21 protein-coding genes are annotated in these 21,185 nt (G+C 65.9%); 10 read left to right on the top strand and 11 right to left on the bottom strand.

The window, feature by feature from the left end; translation table 11 throughout:
* The first annotated feature begins 143 nt into the window (after positions 1-143).
* Both rpsU and QZV93_RS13020 read left to right on the top strand, forming a co-directional pair.
* Positions 144-494, top strand: a complete 351-nt coding sequence (rpsU, locus tag QZV93_RS13025) for a 30S ribosomal protein S21 (RefSeq protein ID WP_295559056.1) — start codon at positions 144-146, stop codon at positions 492-494.
* 118 nt (positions 495-612) lie between these two features.
* A complete protein-coding gene (locus QZV93_RS13020) occupies positions 613-2,247 on the top strand; it encodes a zinc metalloprotease HtpX (protein WP_295559055.1) in 1,635 nt (544 codons plus the stop codon).
* Between the two features lie 26 nt (positions 2,248-2,273).
* Here the strand turns inward: QZV93_RS13020 and QZV93_RS13015 are convergent, their stop codons facing one another.
* The gene (locus QZV93_RS13015; RefSeq protein ID WP_295559054.1) at positions 2,274-3,059 is read right to left on the bottom strand and encodes an alpha/beta fold hydrolase; all 786 of its coding nucleotides are present in this window, start codon (positions 3,057-3,059) and stop codon (positions 2,274-2,276) included.
* A 170-nt stretch (positions 3,060-3,229) separates the two neighbouring features.
* Between QZV93_RS13015 and QZV93_RS13010 the strand changes: the two genes are divergently transcribed.
* Positions 3,230-3,820 carry a LysM peptidoglycan-binding domain-containing protein gene (locus QZV93_RS13010; protein ID WP_295559053.1) on the top strand — a complete coding sequence of 197 codons (591 nt, stop codon included), beginning with the start codon at positions 3,230-3,232 and terminating at the stop codon, positions 3,818-3,820.
* Here the strand turns inward: QZV93_RS13010 and QZV93_RS13005 are convergent.
* The 6 genes from QZV93_RS13005 to QZV93_RS12980 form a co-directional block, all read right to left on the bottom strand.
* Positions 3,811-4,359, bottom strand: a complete 549-nt coding sequence (locus tag QZV93_RS13005) for a hypothetical protein (protein ID WP_295559052.1) — start codon at positions 4,357-4,359, stop codon at positions 3,811-3,813. The two genes, QZV93_RS13010 and QZV93_RS13005, sit on opposite strands and share 10 nt — an antisense overlap.
* Positions 4,360-4,520: 161 nt before the next feature.
* Positions 4,521-4,928: a hypothetical protein gene (locus tag QZV93_RS13000; RefSeq protein WP_295559051.1), complete on the bottom strand. Its 408-nt coding sequence runs from the start codon at positions 4,926-4,928 to the stop codon at positions 4,521-4,523.
* A gap of 88 nt (positions 4,929-5,016) precedes the next feature.
* Entirely contained in the window at positions 5,017-6,423 is a 1,407-nt protein-coding gene (locus tag QZV93_RS12995) for an NAD(P)(+) transhydrogenase (Re/Si-specific) subunit beta (protein ID WP_295559050.1), read from the bottom strand.
* Between the two features lie 11 nt (positions 6,424-6,434).
* Complete coding sequence (locus QZV93_RS12990) at positions 6,435-6,770, bottom strand: proton-translocating transhydrogenase family protein (protein WP_295559065.1); 336 nt, start codon at positions 6,768-6,770, stop codon at positions 6,435-6,437.
* 71 nt (positions 6,771-6,841) lie between these two features.
* Positions 6,842-7,972 (bottom strand): Re/Si-specific NAD(P)(+) transhydrogenase subunit alpha, encoded by a 1,131-nt coding sequence (locus tag QZV93_RS12985; RefSeq protein ID WP_295559049.1) that lies wholly within the window; start codon positions 7,970-7,972, stop codon positions 6,842-6,844.
* 193 nt (positions 7,973-8,165) lie between these two features.
* Entirely contained in the window at positions 8,166-8,309 is a 144-nt protein-coding gene (locus QZV93_RS12980; protein WP_295559048.1) for an aa3-type cytochrome c oxidase subunit IV, read from the bottom strand.
* 206 nt (positions 8,310-8,515) lie between these two features.
* Here QZV93_RS12980 and QZV93_RS12975 point away from each other — a divergent pair, with 206 nt between their 5' ends.
* Positions 8,516-9,304: a hypothetical protein gene (locus QZV93_RS12975; protein WP_295559047.1), complete on the top strand. Its 789-nt coding sequence runs from the start codon at positions 8,516-8,518 to the stop codon at positions 9,302-9,304.
* A 5-nt stretch (positions 9,305-9,309) separates the two neighbouring features.
* Here the strand turns inward: QZV93_RS12975 and QZV93_RS12970 are convergent, their stop codons facing one another.
* Positions 9,310-9,846 (bottom strand): DUF1285 domain-containing protein, encoded by a 537-nt coding sequence (locus QZV93_RS12970; protein ID WP_295559046.1) that lies wholly within the window; start codon positions 9,844-9,846, stop codon positions 9,310-9,312.
* A gap of 306 nt (positions 9,847-10,152) precedes the next feature.
* On the opposite strand from QZV93_RS12970, the gene QZV93_RS12965 reads away from it, so the two are divergent.
* The 4 genes from QZV93_RS12965 to QZV93_RS12950 are packed head-to-tail and all read left to right on the top strand — an operon-like array spanning position 10,153 to position 17,204.
* Positions 10,153-11,151 (top strand): MoxR family ATPase, encoded by a 999-nt coding sequence (locus QZV93_RS12965; RefSeq protein ID WP_295559045.1) that lies wholly within the window; start codon positions 10,153-10,155, stop codon positions 11,149-11,151.
* Positions 11,152-11,156: 5 nt separating this feature from the next.
* A complete protein-coding gene (locus QZV93_RS12960; RefSeq protein ID WP_295559044.1) occupies positions 11,157-12,140 on the top strand; it encodes a DUF58 domain-containing protein in 984 nt (327 codons plus the stop codon).
* Positions 12,137-15,037, top strand: a complete 2,901-nt coding sequence (locus QZV93_RS12955) for a DUF4159 domain-containing protein (RefSeq protein ID WP_295559043.1) — start codon at positions 12,137-12,139, stop codon at positions 15,035-15,037. Before QZV93_RS12960 ends, QZV93_RS12955 begins: the two co-directional genes overlap by 4 nt.
* Before the next feature lie 46 nt (positions 15,038-15,083).
* Entirely contained in the window at positions 15,084-17,204 is a 2,121-nt protein-coding gene (locus QZV93_RS12950; RefSeq protein ID WP_295559040.1) for a hypothetical protein, read from the top strand.
* On the opposite strand, the gene QZV93_RS12945 is transcribed toward QZV93_RS12950, so the two are convergent.
* On the bottom strand, positions 17,201-18,442 hold the full coding sequence (locus QZV93_RS12945) for a threonine ammonia-lyase (RefSeq protein ID WP_295559038.1): 1,242 nt from the start codon (positions 18,440-18,442) through the stop codon (positions 17,201-17,203). The two genes, QZV93_RS12950 and QZV93_RS12945, sit on opposite strands and share 4 nt — an antisense overlap.
* Positions 18,443-18,596: 154 nt before the next feature.
* Between QZV93_RS12945 and QZV93_RS12940 the strand changes: the two genes are divergently transcribed.
* Together QZV93_RS12940 and QZV93_RS12935 are read left to right on the top strand one after the other, a co-directional pair.
* Entirely contained in the window at positions 18,597-19,508 is a 912-nt protein-coding gene (locus QZV93_RS12940; RefSeq protein WP_295559036.1) for an NAD(P)-dependent oxidoreductase, read from the top strand.
* 57 nt (positions 19,509-19,565) lie between these two features.
* A complete protein-coding gene (locus tag QZV93_RS12935) occupies positions 19,566-19,961 on the top strand; it encodes an MAPEG family protein (protein ID WP_295559034.1) in 396 nt (131 codons plus the stop codon).
* Here the strand turns inward: QZV93_RS12935 and QZV93_RS12930 are convergent, their stop codons facing one another.
* Together QZV93_RS12930 and QZV93_RS12925 are read right to left on the bottom strand one after the other, a co-directional pair.
* Entirely contained in the window at positions 19,962-20,453 is a 492-nt protein-coding gene (locus tag QZV93_RS12930) for an Lrp/AsnC family transcriptional regulator (RefSeq protein ID WP_295559064.1), read from the bottom strand.
* 51 nt (positions 20,454-20,504) lie between these two features.
* Entirely contained in the window at positions 20,505-21,176 is a 672-nt protein-coding gene (locus QZV93_RS12925) for a uracil-DNA glycosylase family protein (protein WP_295559032.1), read from the bottom strand.
* Positions 21,177-21,185: the final 9 nt, after the last annotated feature.

Genomic DNA, 21,185 nt, shown 5'->3' with positions numbered 1-21,185 from the left:
AATCCTTAAGCGGAGCCCGTGGACAAGCGCTGCGGCGTTTGATAGAAGCCAGCCAAATCATTCGCGCTCGGAGTGCCGGCGGCCACCGCCGGGGCTTTGGGGCGTGTTTATTTTCAATCAATTCAGATACCAGAGGTCACCGCTTGCAGGTACTCGTTCGCGACAACAACGTCGACCAGGCCCTCAAGGCGCTCAAGAAGAAGATGCAGCGCGAGGGTATTTTCCGTGAGATGAAGCTCCGGAACTACTTCGAGAAGCCCTCCGAGAAGAAAGCCCGCGAGAAGGCGGAGGCCGTGCGCCGCGCCCGCAAGCTCGCACGCAAGAAGCTCCAGCGCGAAGGCCTCCTGCCCGGCAAGCCCGCAGCAACGACGCGTGGCGGCCCCGGCGCCAAGGGCGCAGGCCGTGGCGGCCCCGGCGGCAGCCGTGGCCCGGGCGGCGGCGGCTTTGGCGGCGGCAGCAGCAACGGCAGCGGTGGCGGCTTCGGCAGCCGCTGATCGCGCCACGGCTCAGAGATCAATGTTCGCCGTCGGCTGATCGTCCGGCGGCGAATTTTTTTGTCTGCAACACGTCCGCCTTCTGGCTGCGCGCGCCAGCCTCGTCTAACGTTCGCGCATGACAAAGCTCTTCTTCGCCTCCCTCGTCACCCTCTCGCTCCTGACCGCCATGGTGACAGGAGTGGTGATTGCAGCCCTCGTCGCGGCCGGAAGCCTCGAGGTCGGCCCGGCAATGGTGATGGTGCTGATCATCAACACGGTGATCTTCTTCATCAGCCCGTGGCTCACGGATCTGATGCTGCGGTGGGTGAACAAGCTCGTCTATCTCGACGACGACGATCTCAAGGCGCGTCATCCGCACGTCCATGCCATCGTGCATGATGTTGCGCGCGAGTACGGCTTTACCGCGCCGTCCGTCGGCATCATCCCCGATCGCAATCCGACCGCCTTCACCTACGGCCTCTTCCGCTCCAACGCTCGCATCGTCCTCACCGACGGCATCTTCGAGTTCTTGAACGAGGACGAGACGCGCGCCGTCGTCGCCCATGAGCTCGGCCACATCGTTCACCGCGACTTCCTCGTCATGACCGTCGCCGGCACTCTCGTGCAGATGCTGTACGTCATCTACTCAAGCCTGACCCGCCGCTCGTCCGGCAGTTCGAACTCGAAAGGCAAGGGCAACCTCGCCATCGTCGGTTTTGCGGCCTACGCGATGTATCTGCTGGGCACCTATATCTTGCTCTACCTTTCCCGCACGCGCGAATATCTCGCCGATGCCTTCGCCGCCGAGCGCGTCGAAGCGCGGCATCTGTCGAACGCCCTGGTCAAGATCGCCTACGGCATCGCCGAGACCGCGGACACCGACGAGACGCGCGAGCTGCTCGCATCGACGCGCCATATGGGCGTCGTCGACTTCAAGGGCGCGAGCCACCTGGGGCTGGTCGTGGAAGCCGCCAAGATCAATCCCGATGCCACCGCGAACGCGATGCTGTTCGACATCTACAATCCATGGGCCAAGCTCGTGGAGTTGAATTCCACCCACCCGCTCACCGGCAAGCGCATCCACGCGCTCGCCGCCATCGCCGGCGAGAAGCGCCAGTCGTTCGCGGACATCGACATCGAGAAAGCCGCAACGCGCGCCAAGGTCGATCCGGCCGCGCTGTGGAGCAAGTTCGTGCGCGAGCTCACCCTGATCGCGATCCCGACTTTGATCCTGATCGTCGGCGGCTGGCTCGGCGCCACTTCGAATCTTCCGGCCCTCGCGCTTCTGGCCATTCCGGCGTCCGTGCTGGCCTGGGCGGCGCTGATCCCGATCACCTACCCGATTTCCCAGCCGGTCGACACCGATGTCGTAGCGCTGATGGGAGACGTCGCCGCCTCGCCCATCGTCGGCCGTCCCGTTCGCCTCAAGGGCGAGGTGATCGGCCGCGTCGATGCCGGATCCATCGTCGGCGAGGACACGATGTTTGCCGATCCGACCGGCCGCATGGCCGTCGACTTCCGTTCGCTGCTGGGTCCCATCGGCGATCTCTGGACGGGCTGGCGCCGCGTCAAGCCGCACATCGGCGCCAAAGGCGAGGTCACCGGATGGTTCCGCCGCAGCATGGGCGGCTACGTGATCCTGAGCGAGCTCAAGTCCAGCGCCGGCACCCTCAAGGCCTATCCCTATCTCGCCGGCGTGCTCTTCCCGCTGTTGGTCTTCGCTGTCCTGGCCTTGATCGGCATCGCCACCTTCGAGGGCTCGACGCTCTAGAGCGGACGCGCGACGACCGTGGGGCTCTAGCCCTGGCTTGCCCGCCGCCCCTCGCCGCCGAGCGTCTCGATCCACGCGTAGAGCGCATCGTACGACCCATACTTGTAGTGATCGTCGTGCCCCGCAGCCGGAAACGTTCTGAGCGTCTTCGGCGACTGCGCGAGCGCATGGATCTCGCGGCCCATTTCGATCGGCACGATATGATCCTTCTCGCCGTGGATTACCAGCAGCGGCGCGGCGACTTTCGCAATGTGCCGGCGCGTCTCGTAGCGGTCGGTCATGAACCAGCGGCCGGGAATGAAGGGATGATGGAGCCGCGCCAGGTCCACCATCGACGTATAGGGCGCATCGAGAACGACGCCCCTCACGCGCTTCTCGGCCGCCACCTGCACCGCGACGCCCGTGCCGAGCGACTCTCCGTAGATGATCACATCGAGCGGATCGACCGAGGCCGTCAGCGTGTTGAAGGCCTGTTTTGCGTCGGCGACATTCGCCGCTTCCGAGGGTTCGCCCGTGCTGCCGCCAAAGCCGCGATACGTCATCATGAAGACGCCGAGCCCCTGCGCCATGTACTTCCTGATGCGCTCGCTCCGCGTTTCGAGCGACCCGGCATTGCCGTGAAAATAGAGGATCGTCGGCCGTCCCGGCTTGGCCTTGGCGTACCACGCGATGACGCGCGCGCCATCCGGCGTCTCGAGCACCTGCTCGGCGACATTCGAGAGCCCGGCTTGAGCCGGCTTGGTGTAGGTCGTGTCGGGGAAATACATGAGATGGCGTTGAAGGGTCGGCACGATCAAAGCCAGCAGTCCCATCGCCAACGCCACTCCTGCCGCCGTTTTGAGGATCAGCCTCAAGCCCGCTCCGCCGCACTGTTTTGAACTGCGGGACGAGCCTACCACAGGCCGTCACACCGCGTACCTTAAGGCTCGGTTAACCAAAAGCTGTGCTTCCTAAACGCATATGCGTTAGCGGAGTATTTGTCATGCGTTCCCGTCACCGCGCGATCGGCGTCCAAGCGCTGATCCTCGCCTCTCTTGCCGCCATCCTCGCCGGTTGCAGCTCCGGCGGCTCCCAGGACACCCTCGCCAGCACCAGCCTCCGTCCCGAGCAAGGCGTCTACGGGAACGCACAGCGTCGCTATCCCGACGGCTCGACGAACGGCGGCTACTACACGAATGGCACCTCAGGCCGCCCCTATGCCGAGGCCCCGCGCCGCTACATCGATCCCGGCGAGCCCACCCCGCGCGAAGTCGCCGCCTACGACAGCGGCCATGGCCGGCTCGGACCGCCGAAGACCATCCAAACCGCCAGCCTCGGCCCGCGCCAACATGATCCGAATGCACGCTGGCAGCAGCCCGCTTCCGGCATCACGACCGGCTCCACCGGCCCCGCATACGGCTCGCGCTACCCTGGCAACGCACCTTATGTCGTAGAGGTTGCCGAAGGTGACACGCTCTATTCGCTGTCGCGCCGCTACAATGTGCCGATGGGCGATCTGATCACCGCCAACCGACTGTCGAGCGAGCGCATCACCATCGGCCAGCGTCTCGTCATTCCGACGCGCTACCGCTGAAGCTTTCGGGCCGGGACGCCGAGCGCCGCCGCAACGGGCTCGGATTCCGGCCTGTCGAAGCAGTTGAGGATATAGGCCTGGCGCTCCGGCCCAGGCAGATGCCCGAACTTCGACCCGTTGCTCCTCGCGAAGTACGGCGCCCACTCCTCGACGTCTTTGCGCACGAACAGGCCTGCCCACCGGCCATAGTTGGCCGACCAGCAATCCGCGTCGCGCTCGCTCTGCAGTGTCGGCTTGATCACGTGCCCGAGCACGTGATGAGCGCATTCGTGCATGAAGAAGAAGATCTGCAGCTTGGGCGGCAGGGCCCGCATGCGGTCAGGATCGAGCGAGATGATTGGCATGCGCGCAATGATCGACGCGCGTCCGACGTCGCCGAGCTCCGTCGTTTGCAGCGTCCGCACGACGGCGCCGCGGAAGTCGTAGCAGCGCATGGGGTTGCCGCCGATCACAGGCTCGAGCTCGAGCCCCTGGGCAGAGGCAGCCCCTCCGCCGAGCGCGAGCATCAGAAAGCCGATGAGGAGTGCCGAGGCCCTCATGCGCAGCCCTTTCGGATGAGATGGTGCCCTGAAGTCGTGACCACTGATACGAAGGCTAGAGTCTTCCCGATCTCTGACGCAAGGGGATAACTTCGCCGCACCCCGATCGGAAACGCCGCTCGGCCGACGCAAAGGGCCGAACGAGCGAGCCGAAATCCGGACTACTCCTTTTGCACCACAAGCCCGGGAACCGCCGTGCCTTGGGGCCCAATTTCCTTGAGCGCCTCCTGGCAGCTCCAGACATGGGAAAGCTTGCAGGGATTGGGGCCGCCGGCATTTTCACACCGTTGCGTCGCCTTCCACGCCTCCAGAACCTTGCCCGCCTGAGCGTCGAAAACGGCCAGCTCGGCGTCGTGGTATCTGTCCCTCAACGTAGCGGCGAGCGGCGTGGTCGCGAGGCCGTAGCAGACGAGCGCGGCGCCTGCGGCCTGTCCGTAGCGGGCGCCGTCGCTGGCGGCTCCGGATGTCGCCGTCCCGGCGTAGACCATCGATGAGGGAGCAAGCGCTGCAATCACCGCCACCAGAGCGGCGCATGGTAACGCACACAGAATTGAAGCTTTCGTAGCCATCCGATCCTCCCGACGCAGCGACCTCTTGCGACAACGCATCAAGGCGGCATCCGGATCACAGCGTCTACGCGAGGCCAGTGCCCGCCCCTTAGTGCGCCATCGCCTTCGCGATCTCCTCGGTCATCTTCTTGGCATCGCCGAGAACCATGACCGTGTTGTCGCGATAGAACACGGGATTGTCGATGCCGGCATAGCCCGACGCGAGCGACCGCTTGTTGAAGAACACCGTTGCGGCCTTCCACACCTGCAGCACCGGCATGCCGTAGATCGGCGAAGTCTTGTCGTCCTCGGCGGCGGGATTCACGACGTCGTTGGCGCCGATGACGTAGACGGCATCCGCCTGCGAGAATTCCGAGTTGATGTCCTCGAGCTCGAACACCTCGTCGTACGGAACATTGGCTTCCGCGAGCAGCACGTTCATGTGACCGGGCATGCGGCCCGCGACCGGATGGATCGCATACTTCACCTCGACGCCGGCCTTCTTCATGGCATCCGCCATTTCACGCAGCGCATGCTGAGCCTGGGCGACGGCCATGCCATAGCCGGGCACGATGATGACCTTGGAAGCGTTCTTCAGCACGTAGGCCGCATCCTCAGCCGATCCGAGCTTCACCGGCTTCTGCTCGCCGCCGCCGCCACCGGGTCCCGCCGTCTCGCCGCCGAACCCGCCCGCGATCACCGAGATGAAGCTGCGGTTCATGCCCTTGCACATGATGTAGCTGAGGATCGCGCCCGACGAGCCGACCAGCGCGCCGGTGATGATGAGCGCGATGTTGCCGAGCGTGAAGCCGATGCCCGCGGCCGCCCAGCCCGAATAGGAGTTGAGCATGGAGACCACGACCGGCATGTCCGCGCCGCCGATCGGAATGATGATGAGCACGCCGAAGAGGAGCGCGACGGCCGTGATGGCCCAGAACAGCGTCGCGTTGCCGCCCGAGATGCAGAATTGATAGATCAGCCACGCCAGGAGCAGGAACAGCGACAGGTTCACGATGTGGCGCAGCGGCAGGATGATCGGCGCTCCCGACATGCGTCCCGAAAGCTTGGCGAAAGCGATCACCGAGCCAGTGAACGTGATGGCGCCGATGGCGAGGCCGAGCCCCATCTCGACCAGGCTCGCAGGTGCAATTCCGCCAGGCTGTCCGATGCCGAAGGCTTCCGGCGCATAGAGCGCCGCCGCCGCGACGAACACGGCCGCGAGGCCGACGAGCGAGTGGAACGCCGCCACCAGCTCGGGCATCTGCGTCATCGGGATCTTCTTTGCGATCACCGCGCCGATGATGGCGCCGGTGCCGAGGCCGGCGGCGATCAACCCCCAGGTCAGCGCCTCCTGCGGGTTCGAGACCGCGAGCGTCGTCGCGATGGCGATGGTCATGCCGACCATGCCGTAGAGATTGCCCTTGCGGCTCGTCTCGGGATGCGAAAGCCCGCGCAGTGCCAGAATGAACAGCACGCCGGCGACGAGATAGAGGGAGGCGGCGATATTGGCAGTCATCTGCTATCCCTCTACTTCGCGGCTTTGTCTTTTTTCTTGTACATGGCGAGCATGCGGCTCGTGACGAGGAAGCCGCCGAAAATGTTGATCGACGCCATGACCAGCGCCAGGAAACCGAAGATGCGCGCCAGCGTCGTGCCTTCCATGACGAGCTCGACGCCGACCGCCAGCAGCGCGCCGACGACGATCACCGAGCTGATGGCGTTGGTGACGCTCATCAGCGGCGTATGCAGCGCTGGCGTGACGCTCCACACCACGTAGTAGCCGACGAAGATCGCCATCACGAACACCATGAGCCGGTAGATCGACGGATCGACCGGTCCTCCGATGCCCTCGCCCGACGCCATGGCCGCCGACGGCAGCAGCAGTGCCGCCAGAACGCCGAGTGCAATCGCTTTCGCTTTCATGGCTGGATCCCTCAGGCGGATGCGAGGTTGGGATGCACGATCTTGCCGTCTTTCGCGACCAGCGTGCCCTTGATGATCTCGTCGTCCCAGTTGACCTTGAGCGTCTTCTCCTTCTTGTCGAAGAAGAGCTCGAGAAACGCGTAGAGGTTCTTGGCGTAAAGGCTCGAGGCATTGACCGGCACGGAGCCCGCAAGATTGAGCGGCCCCACGATCTTGACGCCCGAGACCTCGACCGTCTGCCCCGGCACCGTACCCTCGACATTGCCGCCACGCTCGGCCGCAAGATCGACGATCACCGAGCCCGGCTTCATGGCCGCCAGCATCGCCGCGCTGACGAGCTTCGGCGCCGGCCGCCCGGGAATGAGCGCGGTCGTGATGACGATATCCTGGTTCTTGATGTGCTCGGCGACCAGTGCCGCCTGCTTGGCTTGATACTCGGCCGACATCGGCTTGGCATAACCGGCCGCCGTCTGCGCCTGCTTGAATTCATCGTCCTCGACGGCGATGAACTTGGCGCCGAGCGATTGCACCTGCTCCTTGGTGGCCGGACGCACGTCGGTTGCCGAGACGATGGACCCGAGCCGCCGCGCAGTGGCGATGGCCTGCAGGCCCGCCACGCCGACACCCATGATGAAGGTCTTCGCCGCAGGCACCGTACCGGCGGCCGTCATCATCATCGGCAGCGCCTGCCCGAACAGCGACGCGGCATCGACGACCGCCTTGTAGCCGGCGAGATTCGCCTGGCTCGACAGCACGTCCATGGACTGCGCACGGCTGATGCGCGGCATGAACTCCATCGAGAACAGATTTGCGCCCGTCCCGGCCAGCGGCTCGATGGCGGCCTTGTCGTAGGGATCCAGAATCGCGGCGACGATGGCGCCGGGCTTGAGCTGCCGGATCTCGTCGGCGGACGGGCGGCGCACTTTGAGCAGCATGTCCGCGCCCGAAAGCGCCTCCGCGGCGCCGGCGGCGATCTCCGCGCCTGCAGCCTTCAAGGCGTCGTCGGAAAAGCGCGAGCGTCCACCCGCACCTGCCTCGACCCGCACCTTGGCGCCGAGCGCCGAGAGCTTTTTCACCGTCTCCGGCGACACGGCGAAGCGTGGCTCATCCGGCGCTTCGGCCGTCACAGCTATGGTAACCATCGGACCATCCGTTGACACGCTCGCACACGAAAAACCCAAGCGATGAGTGGCACGCAAGCTGAGCGAACAGCTACGCCCGCCCGGTAAAATCCCCGATTATCGGAGGACAACCCGTTTCCGCAGCGGCGAGATGCGCCAGGGGTCGAACGTCAGCGCAGTCCGGATAGCGGAAACGCAGATGAGAAGATGAGGCTCAGGTGAGGAAGTACGCCATGCCCGACAGCAGAACGACCAGGAAGATGATGCCGGTCTTGGTCCAGGCGAGGAAGTTCTGATACGTGCGGTTATGCTCGGCGTAGTCCATGGCCGGATGACCGCCCGAAGTGTTGACCCCCATTAGTTCCTCCCGTGTTGTGCTTCGTTGTCACCTGCTTGGTAGCCCAAGCTTTGCGGCGCATCAAGCCCGAGGGACACCCCACGCCGGCCGGTTTTCAAGCTGCCGAGCCTAAATCTGGGCCCAATCGGGTGTCAGTACCCGTCCCGACCGACCAAAGGCGAAGCGGCCTTGTCCCAACACGGACCCTTAAGGACGGGACGGACAGCATGAGCGGAGAGATGTGCGACCGCATGTTCCGGCCGAACGCGAGAAGATGGCGCATCGCCTTCTCTGCCACCTGCTTTGCGCTGGCCGCTGCCGCGCCCGTCGCGGCGCTGGAGGAGCCGCCTGACGAGCTACCGGCCCTCAAGGCATGCGAGAAGCGCCTCTGTACCATGGTGCTCGAGAAGAAGCCCGTGGGCGACGACCTCACCTGCGACATCCAGAAGACCTGGGCCAAATCCTCGCTCGAGGGCGGCAAGAGCAAAGGCGTGTCCTGGGGCTTCGGCGACGCCCGCTGCACGGTTGATCTGAAGCTTCAGCGCAGCGACATTGTGGCGGCGCTGACCAAACCTTCGCACAAGGTGTTCGTCCCGGCTCATCAGGTCAAATGCGTCATCGAGCGCGACGGCGCGCTGAAGCCCTTGACGGCCCGCGTCGCACCGAAGCTCGAGTTCAAGAACGGCAAGGCCGACAAGGTCTGGATCAACCTCGAGGACATCGAGGGACCCGAGGACGTCAAATCCACTGTCTGGACCGCGGCTCAACTCGAGGACACGCTCGGCATTTTTCACCGCCCCATGATCAAGTCGATCAACAAGTTCCTCTTGAAGCAATGCGCGCAGCGCTATGGGCCGGGCGCCGAGGCGAAGGCAAAAGCCAAAGAGGAGAAGAAACTCGCCGCGGGCAAACCCGCAAAGACCGAAGCCTCCAAGGATCCTGTGAAGCCGCCCGGCAAGGACGCCGAGGTCAAGAAGCCCGAGAAGCCCGCCAAGGCCACGGCCACCACGCCCTGACGGCACTAAGCCGGCAGCGGAAAGAACGTGCCGTCGCTCCAAAGCCCTAATGCGCCGTCGGGGCCAGGCGCAGCCAGCTCGACGAGATCGTAGACGAGCGCCCGCGTCACCAGCGCCTCGAGCCTGCCGCGCACGTGCAGGTACGGCTTGAGCCCGTGATCGGGATCGCCCTCGACGAACCTGAGCGGATGATCCGCACCGCACTTGACCACATCGTCGACGTTGGTTCGGAACAGCAGCGCCTGCGCTTGCGCCACCCCCGTCACCTGCATCTCCACTGCCAGAAACGGCGCATCGGCGATGGCAACGTCCACTTTCTCGACCGGCGTCACGAGATAGTAGCGCCCGTCCTCATCGCGCCGCAAAACGCGCGCGAACAGGCGCACCAACCCCGGCCGCGCGATCACGCTCCCTTGATAGTGCCATTGCCCGTCACCGGTGATCGAAAGGCCGATGTCACCGCAGTAGGGCGGATCCCAGCGTTCGACGGGAGCGCTTCCCTTGACAGCGGCCTGTTTCAGGAGATCTTCGAGTTTGTCCATGCGCGTGTGCTGCGACCCCTCACCGTTCCCGCGAATTCACGTTCTGGAACATGACATTAATGCCGACACGGACGTATCTCCAGCCGGTCCCGCCCAAGCCGACAGACCAAAGCCGCTTTGGTTTTCGGCTCACAAACGCTCATATCAACTTATATGGTCGGCCCCCGGGGGCGTCTTACCGAGGTTTAACTTGACCGGAGCCCCGCTGAGCCAGTCACATTCGCAGGATATGCGCGTCCCGTCCTCGCCGACGCCGCAATCCCAGGAAAGCCGTAACCCCAGGAAAAGCTGAGAGCCGCGCAATCCATGAGCACCGTGATCCAGACCGACGAAGCCATCGTGCCGAAGCTTGAAGCCGCTGCCGAGCGCGTCAAGCGCGCCCACAAGGCGGCCGGATCCGTGATCTTCGGACAGGACGTCGTCATCGAGCGGACCCTGATCACCATCCTCTCCGGTGGACACGCGCTTCTGATCGGCGTTCCCGGACTCGCCAAGACACTGCTCGTCGAAACACTCGGCCGCGTGCTCGGCCTCGACGCCAAGCGCATTCAGTTCACCCCCGACCTCATGCCGTCCGACATCATCGGCTCCGAAGTTTTGGAGGATGTCCCCGGCCAGCGCCGCACGTTCCGCTTCATCAAGGGTCCCATTTTCACCCAGCTTCTGATGGCGGACGAGATCAACCGCGCGTCACCCAAGACGCAATCGGCCCTCCTCCAGGCCATGCAGGAGCATCACGTCACGGTCGCCGGCACGCGCCACGACGTCCCCCAGCCGTTCCACGTGCTCGCGACCCAGAACCCGCTTGAGCAGGAAGGCACCTACCCGCTTCCCGAGGCGCAGCTCGACCGCTTCCTGCTCGAGATCGACGTCACTTACCCGGATCTCGCCGCCGAGCGGCGCATGCTCTACGCCACCACCGGCACCGACGAGCGCAACGTCGAGAGCGTGCTCACCGCCGCCGAGCTCACGAGCATCCAGCGCCTCGTGCGCCAGATCCCCGTTCCCGACAAGGTTGTCGAAGCCATCCTGAAGCTCGTCCGCTCCGCCCGCCCGGGCACCGGCGCGAGCACCGAGACCGATCGCTTCGTCGCTTGGGGCCCCGGCCCGCGCGCGAGCCAGGCGTTGACGCTGGCGGTTCGCGCCAAGGCACTCATCGACGGCCGCCTCGCGCCATCGATCGACGACGTGATCGAGCTGGCCGAACCGGTCCTGAAACACCGCATGGCGCTCTCGTTTGCGGCCCGCGCCGAGGGCCAGGACTTGGCGTCGCTGATTTCCCGCCTCGCCCACGCGGTGGAGTGACGGGCATGGCGGCGCCCCGCGGGCACCTCCAATCGTCCGGGACCAGCGACGCGCGGGTGTTCACGCTCGAGCGCGATGCCCATGCGCTCGCCGACAAGCTCCCGGACCTGCTGCTCGAAGCCGACCGCATCGCTCAAACGGTCGCGCACGGCATTCACGGCCGCCGCCGGGCCGGGCCGGGCGAAACGTTCTGGCAATTCCGCACCTATGAATCCCAGGACGCCGCCCAGCTCATTGACTGGCGGCGCTCCGCGAGCTCCGATCATCTCTACGTGCGCGAGCGCGAATGGGAAGCTGCCCACACGCTCTGGCTCTGGCCCGACCTCTCTCCGTCGATGGCCTTCAGGAGCCACCTCGCACAGGTCACGAAGCGCGACCGCGCCCTGGTGCTGATGCTGGCCGCGGCCGAGCTTCTCGTGCGCGGCGGCGAACGCGTGGGCCTGCTGGGCCTCACCCAGCCCACCAGCAGCCGGCGCGCCTCGACGCGCCTCGCCGAGGCCATCGCCTCTCACGCCTCTTCGCCGCAGCTCGCTTCCGGCAGGCCGTCGCCGACGCGGATCAGCCGCTACTCCGGCGTCATTCTCATGAGCGACTTCCTCGACCCCATCGATGAGGTCCGCGAAAGCGTCGAGCTGCTGGCCGCGGGAGGAGCCTCGGGGCACCTTGTGCAGATCCTGGATCCGGCCGAAGAGACGCTGCCCTACGAAGGCCGCACCGAATTCCTCGCGTCCGAAGGCGGAGCGACCTGGATCGCGGACCGTGCGGAAAGCCTGCGCACCCGCTATCAGTCTCGCCTCAAGGCGCACCGCGACGCGCTGCAGGAGCTGGCCGTGCGCCTCGGCTGGTCGTTCATGGTTCATCACACCGACCGACCGCCGACGGAGCCGCTGCTCACGCTCGTCATGCGCCTCGAAGGGCGCGACCACGGCTACCGCTGGCAGGCTCCGGCCGCCACAGGGGGCACACAGGAAGCCGGAGGCGCATCATGACCCTCGGCGCGCTCGCGTTCCTCAATCCTTGGCTGCTGGCGGGCCTCGCCACGCTGCCGCTCATTTACTGGCTCCTCAAAACCGTCCCCCCGCGACCGAAGCAGGTCGAGTTTCCGGCAACGCGCATTCTCGTCGGCCTCGAGAACGAGGAAAAGACACCCGCAAAGACGCCATGGTGGCTGCTGCTGATCCGCCTCGCCGCCGCCGCTCTCGTCATTCTTGCCCTCGCCGAGCCCGTCCTCAATCCGGCGCGCGATCGTGCGATGACCGGCACCGGCCCGGTCGTCATCGTCATCGACAATGGCTGGGCTGCCGCTTCAGGGTGGTCGCGCCGCACGGCGCTCGCCGAGGAGATGCTCGCCGAGGCCCAGCGGCAGAACAGGCCCGCGATCGTGGCCGAGACCGCGCCGGCAACGAAATCGAGAACACTGACGCTGCAAACGCCAGGCGAGGCCCGCTCCACGCTGACCGCGCTCGAGCCGCGGCCTCATGCGCCCGATCGTAAAGGCACTCTCGCGGCGCTGACCGCCGTACTCGCACAGACCAACACCGCCACCGCCAATGTCCTCTGGCTCGCCGACGGCATCGATCACGACAGCGAAGCGGCGTCCTTCGCCGCGGGCCTTGAGAAAGCAGCCGGCCATGGCACGTTCGCCTTGGTGGAGGACGCGGGCGGCGACGAACCCCTCGGCATCACGGCCGGAGTAGGGCCCGACGGAAAACTGATGGCAACCGTGCTCCGCACCGGTGGCCCCGCACGCTCGGGACGCATCGATGCCTTCTCGGCCCGCGGCCAGCGGCTCGGAGAAGCGCCTTTCACGCTGACAAGTGGCGCCACCAAAGCGGACGTAGCCTTCGAGCTCCCGCTCGAGCTCAGAAACCAGGTCACCCGCCTCGAACTCACTTCAGAGCACTCGGCAGGCGCCGTAAGCCTCCTCGACGGACGCTCCCAATGGCAGCGCGTCGGCATGATCTCGGGCGAAAGCCAGGAGCAAGCCCAGCCTCTGCTCGCGCCGCTCTACTACCTGGAGAAAGCCGTCCAGCCCTATGCCGAGATCGTGCGCCCCAAAGATCACAACCTCGCCCAGGGCATCGACGCGGTCCTGAAACAGAAGGCGAGCGTGCTCGTGCTGGCCGACATCGGCACCTTGTCCGGCGAGGTGAAGGAGCAGGTGAAGCAGTGGGTCGAGCGCGGCGGCGTTCTCGTGCGCTTCGCCGGTCCCCGCCTCGAAAGCGGCGGCGACGACCTGCTGCCGGTGTCGCTGCGCATCGGCGGACGCACCCTGGGCGGGGCGCTCTCGTGGTCGACCCCGCAACCACTGGCCGACTTCGACGATACCAGCATCTTCGCCGGCCTCACCGTTCCCAAAGACGTGGCGGTCAAGCGCCAGGTCCTGGCCGATCCCGCGTTGCTGACCCCCGAGGTGAAGGTCTGGGCCCGCCTCGGCGACGGCACGCCTCTCGTCACCGCCACGACGCTCGGCACTGGGCAGATCGTGCTCTTCCACATCACGGCCAACTCCGATTGGTCGAACCTGCCCATGTCCGGCCTCTTCGTCGAAATGCTGCGGCGGATCACGGCACTCGGCAGCCTCGCCCCCCAGGGCACCGAGGAGACGGCTGAAACGGTCGCATCGGGCAACGCCGTTGCAGCAGCCCCGCCCGCAGCCGCATTCGCTCCGGTCCAGACCTTGGACGGGTTCGGCATTCTCCGCCCACCGCCTCCAACCGCCGAGGCCATTCCCGCAGCCGAGATCGTCAAGGTGAAGGCTAGCCTTGTGCATCCGCCAGGGTACTATGGAGCCCAGGGGAGTCCGCGGGCGTTGAACGTCCTCGATTCGAAGAGCGTTCTCGCGCCGCTTCCCCGCCCGACGGGAGCCGCGCGCATGCTCTATGAGACCCAGCCTTCGACACCGCTCGCACCCGCGCTGCTCACGACCGCCCTCGCCCTTCTCTTCGCCGACATCATCGCCGTGCTGGCACTGATGGGGGCCCTCGGAGCCATCGCCTCCTGGAGCAGGGCGCGCACGCGCACCGCCGCTGGCGCCGGCGCCCTGATCCTCGCGGTGTCGATCTCGGTCTCTGCGTTGCTCCCCCAACCCGCTCGTGCGCAGACCCCTGCCGACGACATTTCGCAGTTGCCCGGCGGCATGACCGCCCAGAAGGCCACCGACAACGTTACCCTCGGCTATGTTCTGACCGGCGACGCGAGCGCGGATGCCACCAGCAAAGCCGGGCTCGAAGGGCTCTCGCGCGTTCTCGCGCTCCGCACCGCCGTCGAGCCGGGAGACCCTATTGCCGTCGACATCGTGAAGGACGAGATCTCGTTCTTCCCGGTCCTGTACTGGCCGGTCATCGAAAGCGCGAGCGCACTGCCCCCGCCGGCCCTCGCCAAGATCGACGCCTACATGAAGCAGGGCGGCATGATCATCTTCGATACCCGCGACTTCGGTACCGGTATGCCCACCGGCTCGACGCTGGAGGGACGCAACGGCATGGCGCTGAAGCGCGTGCTGGGCTCGCTCGACGTGCCGCGCCTCGAGCCGGTGCCCGAGGACCACGTGCTGACCAAATCCTTCTATCTCCTGCGCGCGTTCCCGGGACGCTGGGACGGTGGCCAGCTCTGGGTCGAGGCCACATCCGACAGCGATGGCGACAACCGCAGGGCGCGCCGCGCCGACGGTGTGACCTCGATCATGATCACATCGAACGATTTCGCATCCGCCTGGGCGCTCGATGCATCCGGGCGCCCGCTTTATCCGGTGGTGCCCGGCGGCGAGAACCAGCGCGAGATGTCGCTGCGCACGGGCATCAACATCGTCATGCATGCGCTGACCGGCAACTACAAGGCTGATCAGGTGCACGTCCCCGCTCTGCTGGAGCGCCTCGGGCAATAACAATCGCGCCGGACGCTCGCGATGAGCGCCGCGTGAGGAGAACGGAATGAGCTGGTCGATCGAGTTTGCGCCGTTGGTCCCGGTCCCCCTCTTGTGGGCCGCCGGCATCGTTGCGGCATTGCTCGTCGTCGTGCTGCTGTTCCGCAAGAGCCGCGGCGCGCTCTGGCGCGGATTGGCGCTTGCCGCCCTCATCGCCGCACTCATGAACCCGACCCTGCGTGAGGAGGAGCGCGAAAGCCTCGCCAACATCGCCCTCGTGGTCGTCGACGAGAGCACCAGCCAGGCGCTCGACAAGCGGCCGGAGCAGAAGGCGGCGATCCGCACCGAGCTCGAGGCGCGCCTTGGCAAGATCAAGAACCTCGAGATCAAATGGGTGACGTCCGCCAAGAGCGAAACCGCCACCGGACAAGGCACGCAACTCTTCTCGGCCCTCAATTCGGCCCTGACCTCGACGCCGCCCGATCGCATCGCCGGTGTCGTTCTGATCACCGATGGACAGGTCCACGACATCCCGAAATCCGCCGCCGCCCTCGGCTTCGACGCACCGGTGCACGCGCTCCTCACCGGTACGCCGCACGAGTTCGACCGCCGCATCGAGACCATCGAGGCCCCGCGCTACGGGCTCGTCGGTCAATCGCGCGACATCCAGATCGCCGTGCGCGAGTCGGGCCGCGGCGCCGGAAGCGGAACCCCCGTGCAGTTGCGCGTCCGCCGCGAAGGACGCCCCGACGAGGTCCGCACCGCCGCCATCGACGAGCATGTCGCAATCGAGATGCCCTTCCCGCACGCCGGCACCAACATTCTCGAGGTCGAGCTCGAGCCCGCTGAGGGCGAGCTGACGCCGGCCAACAACCGCGTTGTCATTGTCGCCGAGGGCGTCCGCGAGAACCTGCGCGTGCTCCTCGTCTCGGGCAAGCCCCACGCCGGCGAGCGCACCTGGCGCAACCTGCTGAAATCCGATGCCGCCGTCGACCTCGTCCACTTCACCATTCTGCGCCCGCCGGAGAAGCAGGACGGCACCGCCATCAACCAGCTTTCGCTGATCGCCTTCCCGACCAAGGAGCTCTTCTCCGACAAGATCCGCGACTTCGACCTGATCATCTTCGACCGCTACGAGCATCGCGGCATCTTGCAGCTCGCCTATTACGACAACATCGCGCGCTACGTGGAGGGACACGGCGGCGCGGTGCTGATCGCCGCCGGTGACGACTACGCCGGCATGACGAGCCTCTATCGCACGCCGCTCTCACCCATACTTCCAGCCGCTCCCACGGGCCGCGTGCTGGAAGAGCCGTTCCGCGCCAAGATCACCGACGAGGGCTTCCGCCATCCGGTCACGCAGGGGCTTCCCGGAGCCAACGCCACCGGCCCCGACCACGCCGCCACCTGGGGGCACTGGTTCCGTCAGGCCGAGGTGCGCCCGAGCCGCGGACGCGTCGTCATGGAAGGCGCCGAGAACCAGCCGTTGCTCGTCCTCGATCGCATGGGCAAGGGCCGCGTCGCGCTCCTCACCTCCGATCACGCCTGGCTCTGGGCGCGGGGCTACGAAGGCGGCGGCCCGCACACCGACCTGCTGCGCCGCCTCTCGCACTGGCTGATGAAGGAACCGGACCTCGAGGAGGAGCGCCTGATCGCCTCCGCCCGCGGACTGAAGCTCACCATCGAGCGGCGCACGCTCGAGGATCAGGTGGCGCCTGTGACCATCTCCGCACCCGGCGGCGAGCGCAACGACGTGACGCTCGAGCAGGAGCGGCCCGGCGTCTGGAAATCGACCATCGATGTCAAGCTGCCCGGCCTCTACAAAGCCGAGACGCAGGCGCCATCGGGACAGCTCACCGCCGTCGCCCATGCCGGCATCGAGGATCCGCGCGAGATGAGCGAGGTGGTGGCGACCGACCAGAAACTGAAGCCGCTCATCGAGCAAACCGGGGGCGGCCTCTTCTGGACCCGCACCAATGCTGCCAGCGACGGCAACGCCGTGACGTTGCCGCGCGTCTCGCTGATGTCCGGCGCTCGCGTCCTGGCGGGTTCCGGCTGGATGGGCCTGCGTGACCGCGAAGCCTACGTCACCAAGGGCGTCAAGCTGACGCCGATGTTTACAGGCCTCCTCGCGCTTGCCGCGCTCCTGGCCCTCATGGCCACCGCCTGGTGGCGCGAAGGGCGTTAGCCCGCGGCCTGCCCGGTCTTGACGATGACGCGGTAGCCCTTGGCTTCGAGCTGCGCCAGCACGCCTTCGAGATGCGAACGGTCGCGCGTCTCGATGACGAGGTTGAGCTCCGTGCCGCGCGCCGGAAGATCCGTGAACACGCGCTGATGATAGACCTCTACGATGTTGGCGCCGGCTTGGCCGAGCACCGCCGACACGCGCGACAGCTCTCCCGGCCGGTCCGGGATGTCGATCGTGAGCCGCGACAGCCGTCCTTCGCGCGCCAGCTCCCGCGTCAACACGCTGGCAAGCAGCCGCGGATCGATGTTGCCGCCGGTGAGAGGCAACCCGAGCTTGCGCCCCTTCCAACGCTGGCGGTCGGCCATCACGGCGGCAAGCCCGGCCGCACCCGCACCTTCGACCACGGTCTTCTCGATCATCAGCAGTGCGAACGTCGCCCGCTCGAGGTCCGTCTCGCTGACGAGCACGATGTCGTCCACCAAGCGGGAGATGATCTCCGTCGTCAGCACGCCAGGATTGGCAACCGCGATGCCCTCGGCAAGTGTATCGCCGCGCGTCGGCAGATTCGTGCCCTTGATCTTGTTGTAGATCGATGGATAGAGCGCCGCTTCGACGCCGATCACTTCGATGCCGGGTTTGATCGCCTTCGCCGCCACCGCCATGCCGGCAACGAGGCCGCCACCTCCCACCGGCACGACAAGCACATCGAGGTCCGCCATCGCCTCGAGCATCTCGATCGCAACCGTCCCTTGCCCGGCGATGACGAGCGGATCATCGAATGGATGCACGAACACGAGCCCATGCTGCTCGCAGTACCCCCGCGCGAAACGCGCCGAGTCCTCGAGCGTCTTGCCTTCGAGGATCACATGCGCGCCCCAGCGCTTCGTGTTCTCGGCTTTGACCGCGGGCGTCCCCTCCGGCATCACGATCGTCGCCGGAATGCCGAGCCGCCCCGCATGATAGGAGACGCCCTGCGCATGATTGCCCGCCGACATGGCGATGACGCCGCGCTTGCGTTCGGCGTCCGAGAGCGCGGAGAGCCGCACGAGGGCGCCACGCTCCTTGTAGGCCGACGTGAACTGCAGGTTCTCGAACTTGAGACAGATGTCCGCGCCGAGATCGTGGCTCAAGGTGAAGCTTAGATCGCACGGCGTCCGCACCACCGCCCCTTCGATGACTTTCGCCGCGCGCTTCACGTCCTCGAACGTGACATCGGCAGCCTGCGTTCTATCGGCCATATGTCCTTGCCTTGCGTGGAGCGTCGGGTTTGAGAGCTGAGCCGCGGCCATGATCGCTCAGGCCCCGCGGCGCACTCCTTATGCATCAAAACCAATCGCGCTCGGGGTCGGAATTCGATACAACGGCCGCCGAACGAAAAACAGGGCTGGCAGAATGGCAAAGGTTGCATGGATCGGCTTGGGCGTCATGGGATACCCTATGGCGGGGCATTTGCTTGCCAAGGGCGCCCACGAGCTGGCGGTTTACAATCGCACGCGCGCCAAAGCCGAGGCCTGGGTCACGGCACACGGCACGGGCACCCATCACGCCACTCCGGCGGACGCGGCGAAAAATGCCGACTTCGTCTTCGCCTGCGTCGGCAACGATGACGACCTGCGGCAAGTGACACTCGGCCCCGACGGCGCCTTCTCGGCCATGCGGCGCGGCGCCATCTTCATCGACCACACCACCGCCTCGGCCGACGTGGCGCGCGAGCTCTCCGCCGCTGCCGCGGAGCGTGGCCTCGGCTTCATCGATGCGCCCGTGTCGGGCGGCCAGGCCGGCGCCGAAGCAGGCCAGCTCACCGTCATGTGCGGTGGCGACCCCACCGTGTACCGCGACGCAGAGCCGCTGATCCTCACCTTTGCCAAGGCGGCGCGGCTGATGGGCCCCGCGGGCAGCGGGCAGCTGACGAAGATGGTGAACCAGATCGCCATCGCAGGGCTCGTGCAGGGCCTCTCAGAGGCCATCGCCTTCGCCGAGAACGCGGGCCTCGACGTGCCGGCCGTCATCGACACCATCTCGAAGGGCGCCGCCCAGTCCTGGCAGATGGTGAACCGCTGGGAGACGATGCACGCACGCCGCTTCGATTTCGGGTTCGCCGTCGACTGGATGCGCAAGGACCTCGGCATCTGCCTCGCGGAAGCGCGCCGCAACGGCTCGGCGCTCCCGATCGCCACAACCGTCGACGGCCTTTATGCCGAGGTCCAGGACAACGGCGGCGGCCGCTGGGACACTTCGAGCCTCATCACCTTGCTGCCCTCCCCGGCTATCCAAGGCGCCAAGCGCGATCCGCATGCAAAATGATCTGATATCCTTCTGAGACTCGGGTCCCAACGACCGAGGCAATCGGGAGGAGAAGACATGCCCATTACGGCATTCTACGCATCGCTGTTGGCATTCCTGTACCTGCTGCTCTCGGCGCGCGTGATCACGCAGCGTCGCGAGGCCCGCATCGAGATCGGCACCGGCGAGAGCGCGGAGCTTCTGAGACGTACGCGCGTTCATGCAAACTTCGCCGAGTATGTCCCCATGGCACTCCTGCTGCTCGCCTTCGCGGAGAACCTGAAAGCGCCGTCAATCGTCATGCATCTTTTGGCGGTCGGCCTCGTCGCAGGACGCATCATCCACGCCTACGGGCTGTCGCAAACCCCGCACATCCTCAAATGGCGGAGCCTCGGCATGATGCTGACGTTGACCGTAATCGGGCTCGCAGCGTTCCTGTGCTTCGTCTACGGCGGGATCAACCTGATCGTCTGATCAACCGCTCTTGCGCTTGTCCGACACTGGCCGCGCAAAGGTCAGCGGCAGCGCCGTCGTATGCTTGATCTCCTCCATCGCGAAGGCCGACGATACCTTTGCGATCTCGATGTTGGAGATGAGCTTTTTGTAGAAGATGTCGTAGGCGTGAATGTCGGGCACCGCCACGCGCAAGAGATAATCCACGTCGCCCGACATGCGGTAGAACTCGACCACCTCGGGAAACTCCGCGACCGCCCGATGAAAGCGCTCGAGCCAGGCCAGACTGTGCTGGTCGGTCTTGATCGAGATGAAAACGGTGACGCCCGCGTTCACCTTCATCGGATCCAGAACTGCCACCCGCCGCTTGATGACTCCGAGTTCCTCGAGCTTCTGAATGCGCCGCCAGCAGGGCGTCGTCGAAAGCCCGACCTCCTTGCCGATCTCCGCCACCGGCCGCGTGCAATCCTCCTGCAGGATCGCGAGAATTTTGACGTCCATGTCGTCGAGCATAAGGAACCGCACGGTTGAAATGGAATTCCCGATATTCGGGCTTCCGTAACATCAGTTTGTTCGCCCATCCGGGTCAAGCGATTTGCTCGGTTTATTTTTGCCTGCACGTTGGGTAAGCCCCGCAACTTCCCGCCGCAGCACCGGCAACAGCTCGTCCTCGAACCACGGATTACGGGTGAGCCAGGCGTTGTTGCGCCAGGACGGATGAGGCAGCGGAAAGAACCGCGGGCGGCCGGGAAGCGCGAGAACGCGCCGAAAATCGCGCACCGTTTCGCCAAGGCTCGCACCGCACTGCTCCGCCAGATGCCAGCGTTGCGCATAGATGCCGACCAGCAGCACGAGATCGAGTTGCGGAAGCATCCGGAACAGCCGAGGCCGCCACAGCGGCGCACATTCCCGCCTGGGCGGCAGATCGCCGCCCTTCGCATTCAAACCCGGAAAACAGAACCCCATGGGCACGATGGCGACGCGCTCCGTGTCATAAAACACGTCCTCGCCGATCCCCATCCAGGACCTGAGACGAACGCCGGACGGATCGGTGAAGGGCAAGCCCGAGGCATGCACGCGGGTTCCCGGCGCCTGCCCGACAACGGCCAGCCGCGCCGTCCCGGACACGCGCAGAACCGGACGCGGCTCATGCGGAAGCGGCGCGCCGGTGGGCGCCTCCACGCACCGCCGGCACCGCCGGATCTCGCCTACGAGGCGGTCGAGCACACGCGTCACGCGAAAAGG

It is taken from the genome of uncultured Hyphomicrobium sp. (genome assembly GCF_902826555.1).
Taxonomy (GTDB): Bacteria; Pseudomonadota; Alphaproteobacteria; order Rhizobiales; family Hyphomicrobiaceae; genus Hyphomicrobium_C.
This window is presented reverse-complemented; position numbering and strand designations above follow the sequence as displayed.

What these genes read in the sequence shown, in the direction of transcription:
- QZV93_RS13020 (WP_295559055.1), top strand. Translation starts at nt 613, where the DNA reads ATGACAAAGCTCTTCTTCGCCTCCCTCGTCACCCTCTCGCTCCTGACC.
- QZV93_RS13015 (WP_295559054.1), bottom strand. Translation starts at nt 3,059, where the DNA reads ATGGGACTGCTGGCTTTGATCGTGCCGACCCTTCAACGCCATCTCATG.
- QZV93_RS13010 (WP_295559053.1), top strand. Translation starts at nt 3,230, where the DNA reads ATGCGTTCCCGTCACCGCGCGATCGGCGTCCAAGCGCTGATCCTCGCC.
- QZV93_RS13005 (WP_295559052.1), bottom strand. Translation starts at nt 4,359, where the DNA reads ATGAGGGCCTCGGCACTCCTCATCGGCTTTCTGATGCTCGCGCTCGGC.
- QZV93_RS13000 (WP_295559051.1), bottom strand. Translation starts at nt 4,928, where the DNA reads ATGGCTACGAAAGCTTCAATTCTGTGTGCGTTACCATGCGCCGCTCTG.
- QZV93_RS12995 (WP_295559050.1), bottom strand. Translation starts at nt 6,423, where the DNA reads ATGACTGCCAATATCGCCGCCTCCCTCTATCTCGTCGCCGGCGTGCTG.
- QZV93_RS12990 (WP_295559065.1), bottom strand. Translation starts at nt 6,770, where the DNA reads ATGGCGTCGGGCGAGGGCATCGGAGGACCGGTCGATCCGTCGATCTAC.
- QZV93_RS12985 (WP_295559049.1), bottom strand. Translation starts at nt 7,972, where the DNA reads ATGGTTACCATAGCTGTGACGGCCGAAGCGCCGGATGAGCCACGCTTC.
- QZV93_RS12980 (WP_295559048.1), bottom strand. Translation starts at nt 8,309, where the DNA reads ATGGGGGTCAACACTTCGGGCGGTCATCCGGCCATGGACTACGCCGAG.
- QZV93_RS12975 (WP_295559047.1), top strand. Translation starts at nt 8,516, where the DNA reads ATGAGCGGAGAGATGTGCGACCGCATGTTCCGGCCGAACGCGAGAAGA.
- QZV93_RS12970 (WP_295559046.1), bottom strand. Translation starts at nt 9,846, where the DNA reads ATGGACAAACTCGAAGATCTCCTGAAACAGGCCGCTGTCAAGGGAAGC.
- QZV93_RS12965 (WP_295559045.1), top strand. Translation starts at nt 10,153, where the DNA reads ATGAGCACCGTGATCCAGACCGACGAAGCCATCGTGCCGAAGCTTGAA.
- QZV93_RS12960 (WP_295559044.1), top strand. Translation starts at nt 11,157, where the DNA reads ATGGCGGCGCCCCGCGGGCACCTCCAATCGTCCGGGACCAGCGACGCG.
- QZV93_RS12955 (WP_295559043.1), top strand. Translation starts at nt 12,137, where the DNA reads ATGACCCTCGGCGCGCTCGCGTTCCTCAATCCTTGGCTGCTGGCGGGC.
- QZV93_RS12950 (WP_295559040.1), top strand. Translation starts at nt 15,084, where the DNA reads ATGAGCTGGTCGATCGAGTTTGCGCCGTTGGTCCCGGTCCCCCTCTTG.
- QZV93_RS12945 (WP_295559038.1), bottom strand. Translation starts at nt 18,442, where the DNA reads ATGGCCGATAGAACGCAGGCTGCCGATGTCACGTTCGAGGACGTGAAG.
- QZV93_RS12940 (WP_295559036.1), top strand. Translation starts at nt 18,597, where the DNA reads ATGGCAAAGGTTGCATGGATCGGCTTGGGCGTCATGGGATACCCTATG.
- QZV93_RS12935 (WP_295559034.1), top strand. Translation starts at nt 19,566, where the DNA reads ATGCCCATTACGGCATTCTACGCATCGCTGTTGGCATTCCTGTACCTG.
- QZV93_RS12930 (WP_295559064.1), bottom strand. Translation starts at nt 20,453, where the DNA reads ATGCTCGACGACATGGACGTCAAAATTCTCGCGATCCTGCAGGAGGAT.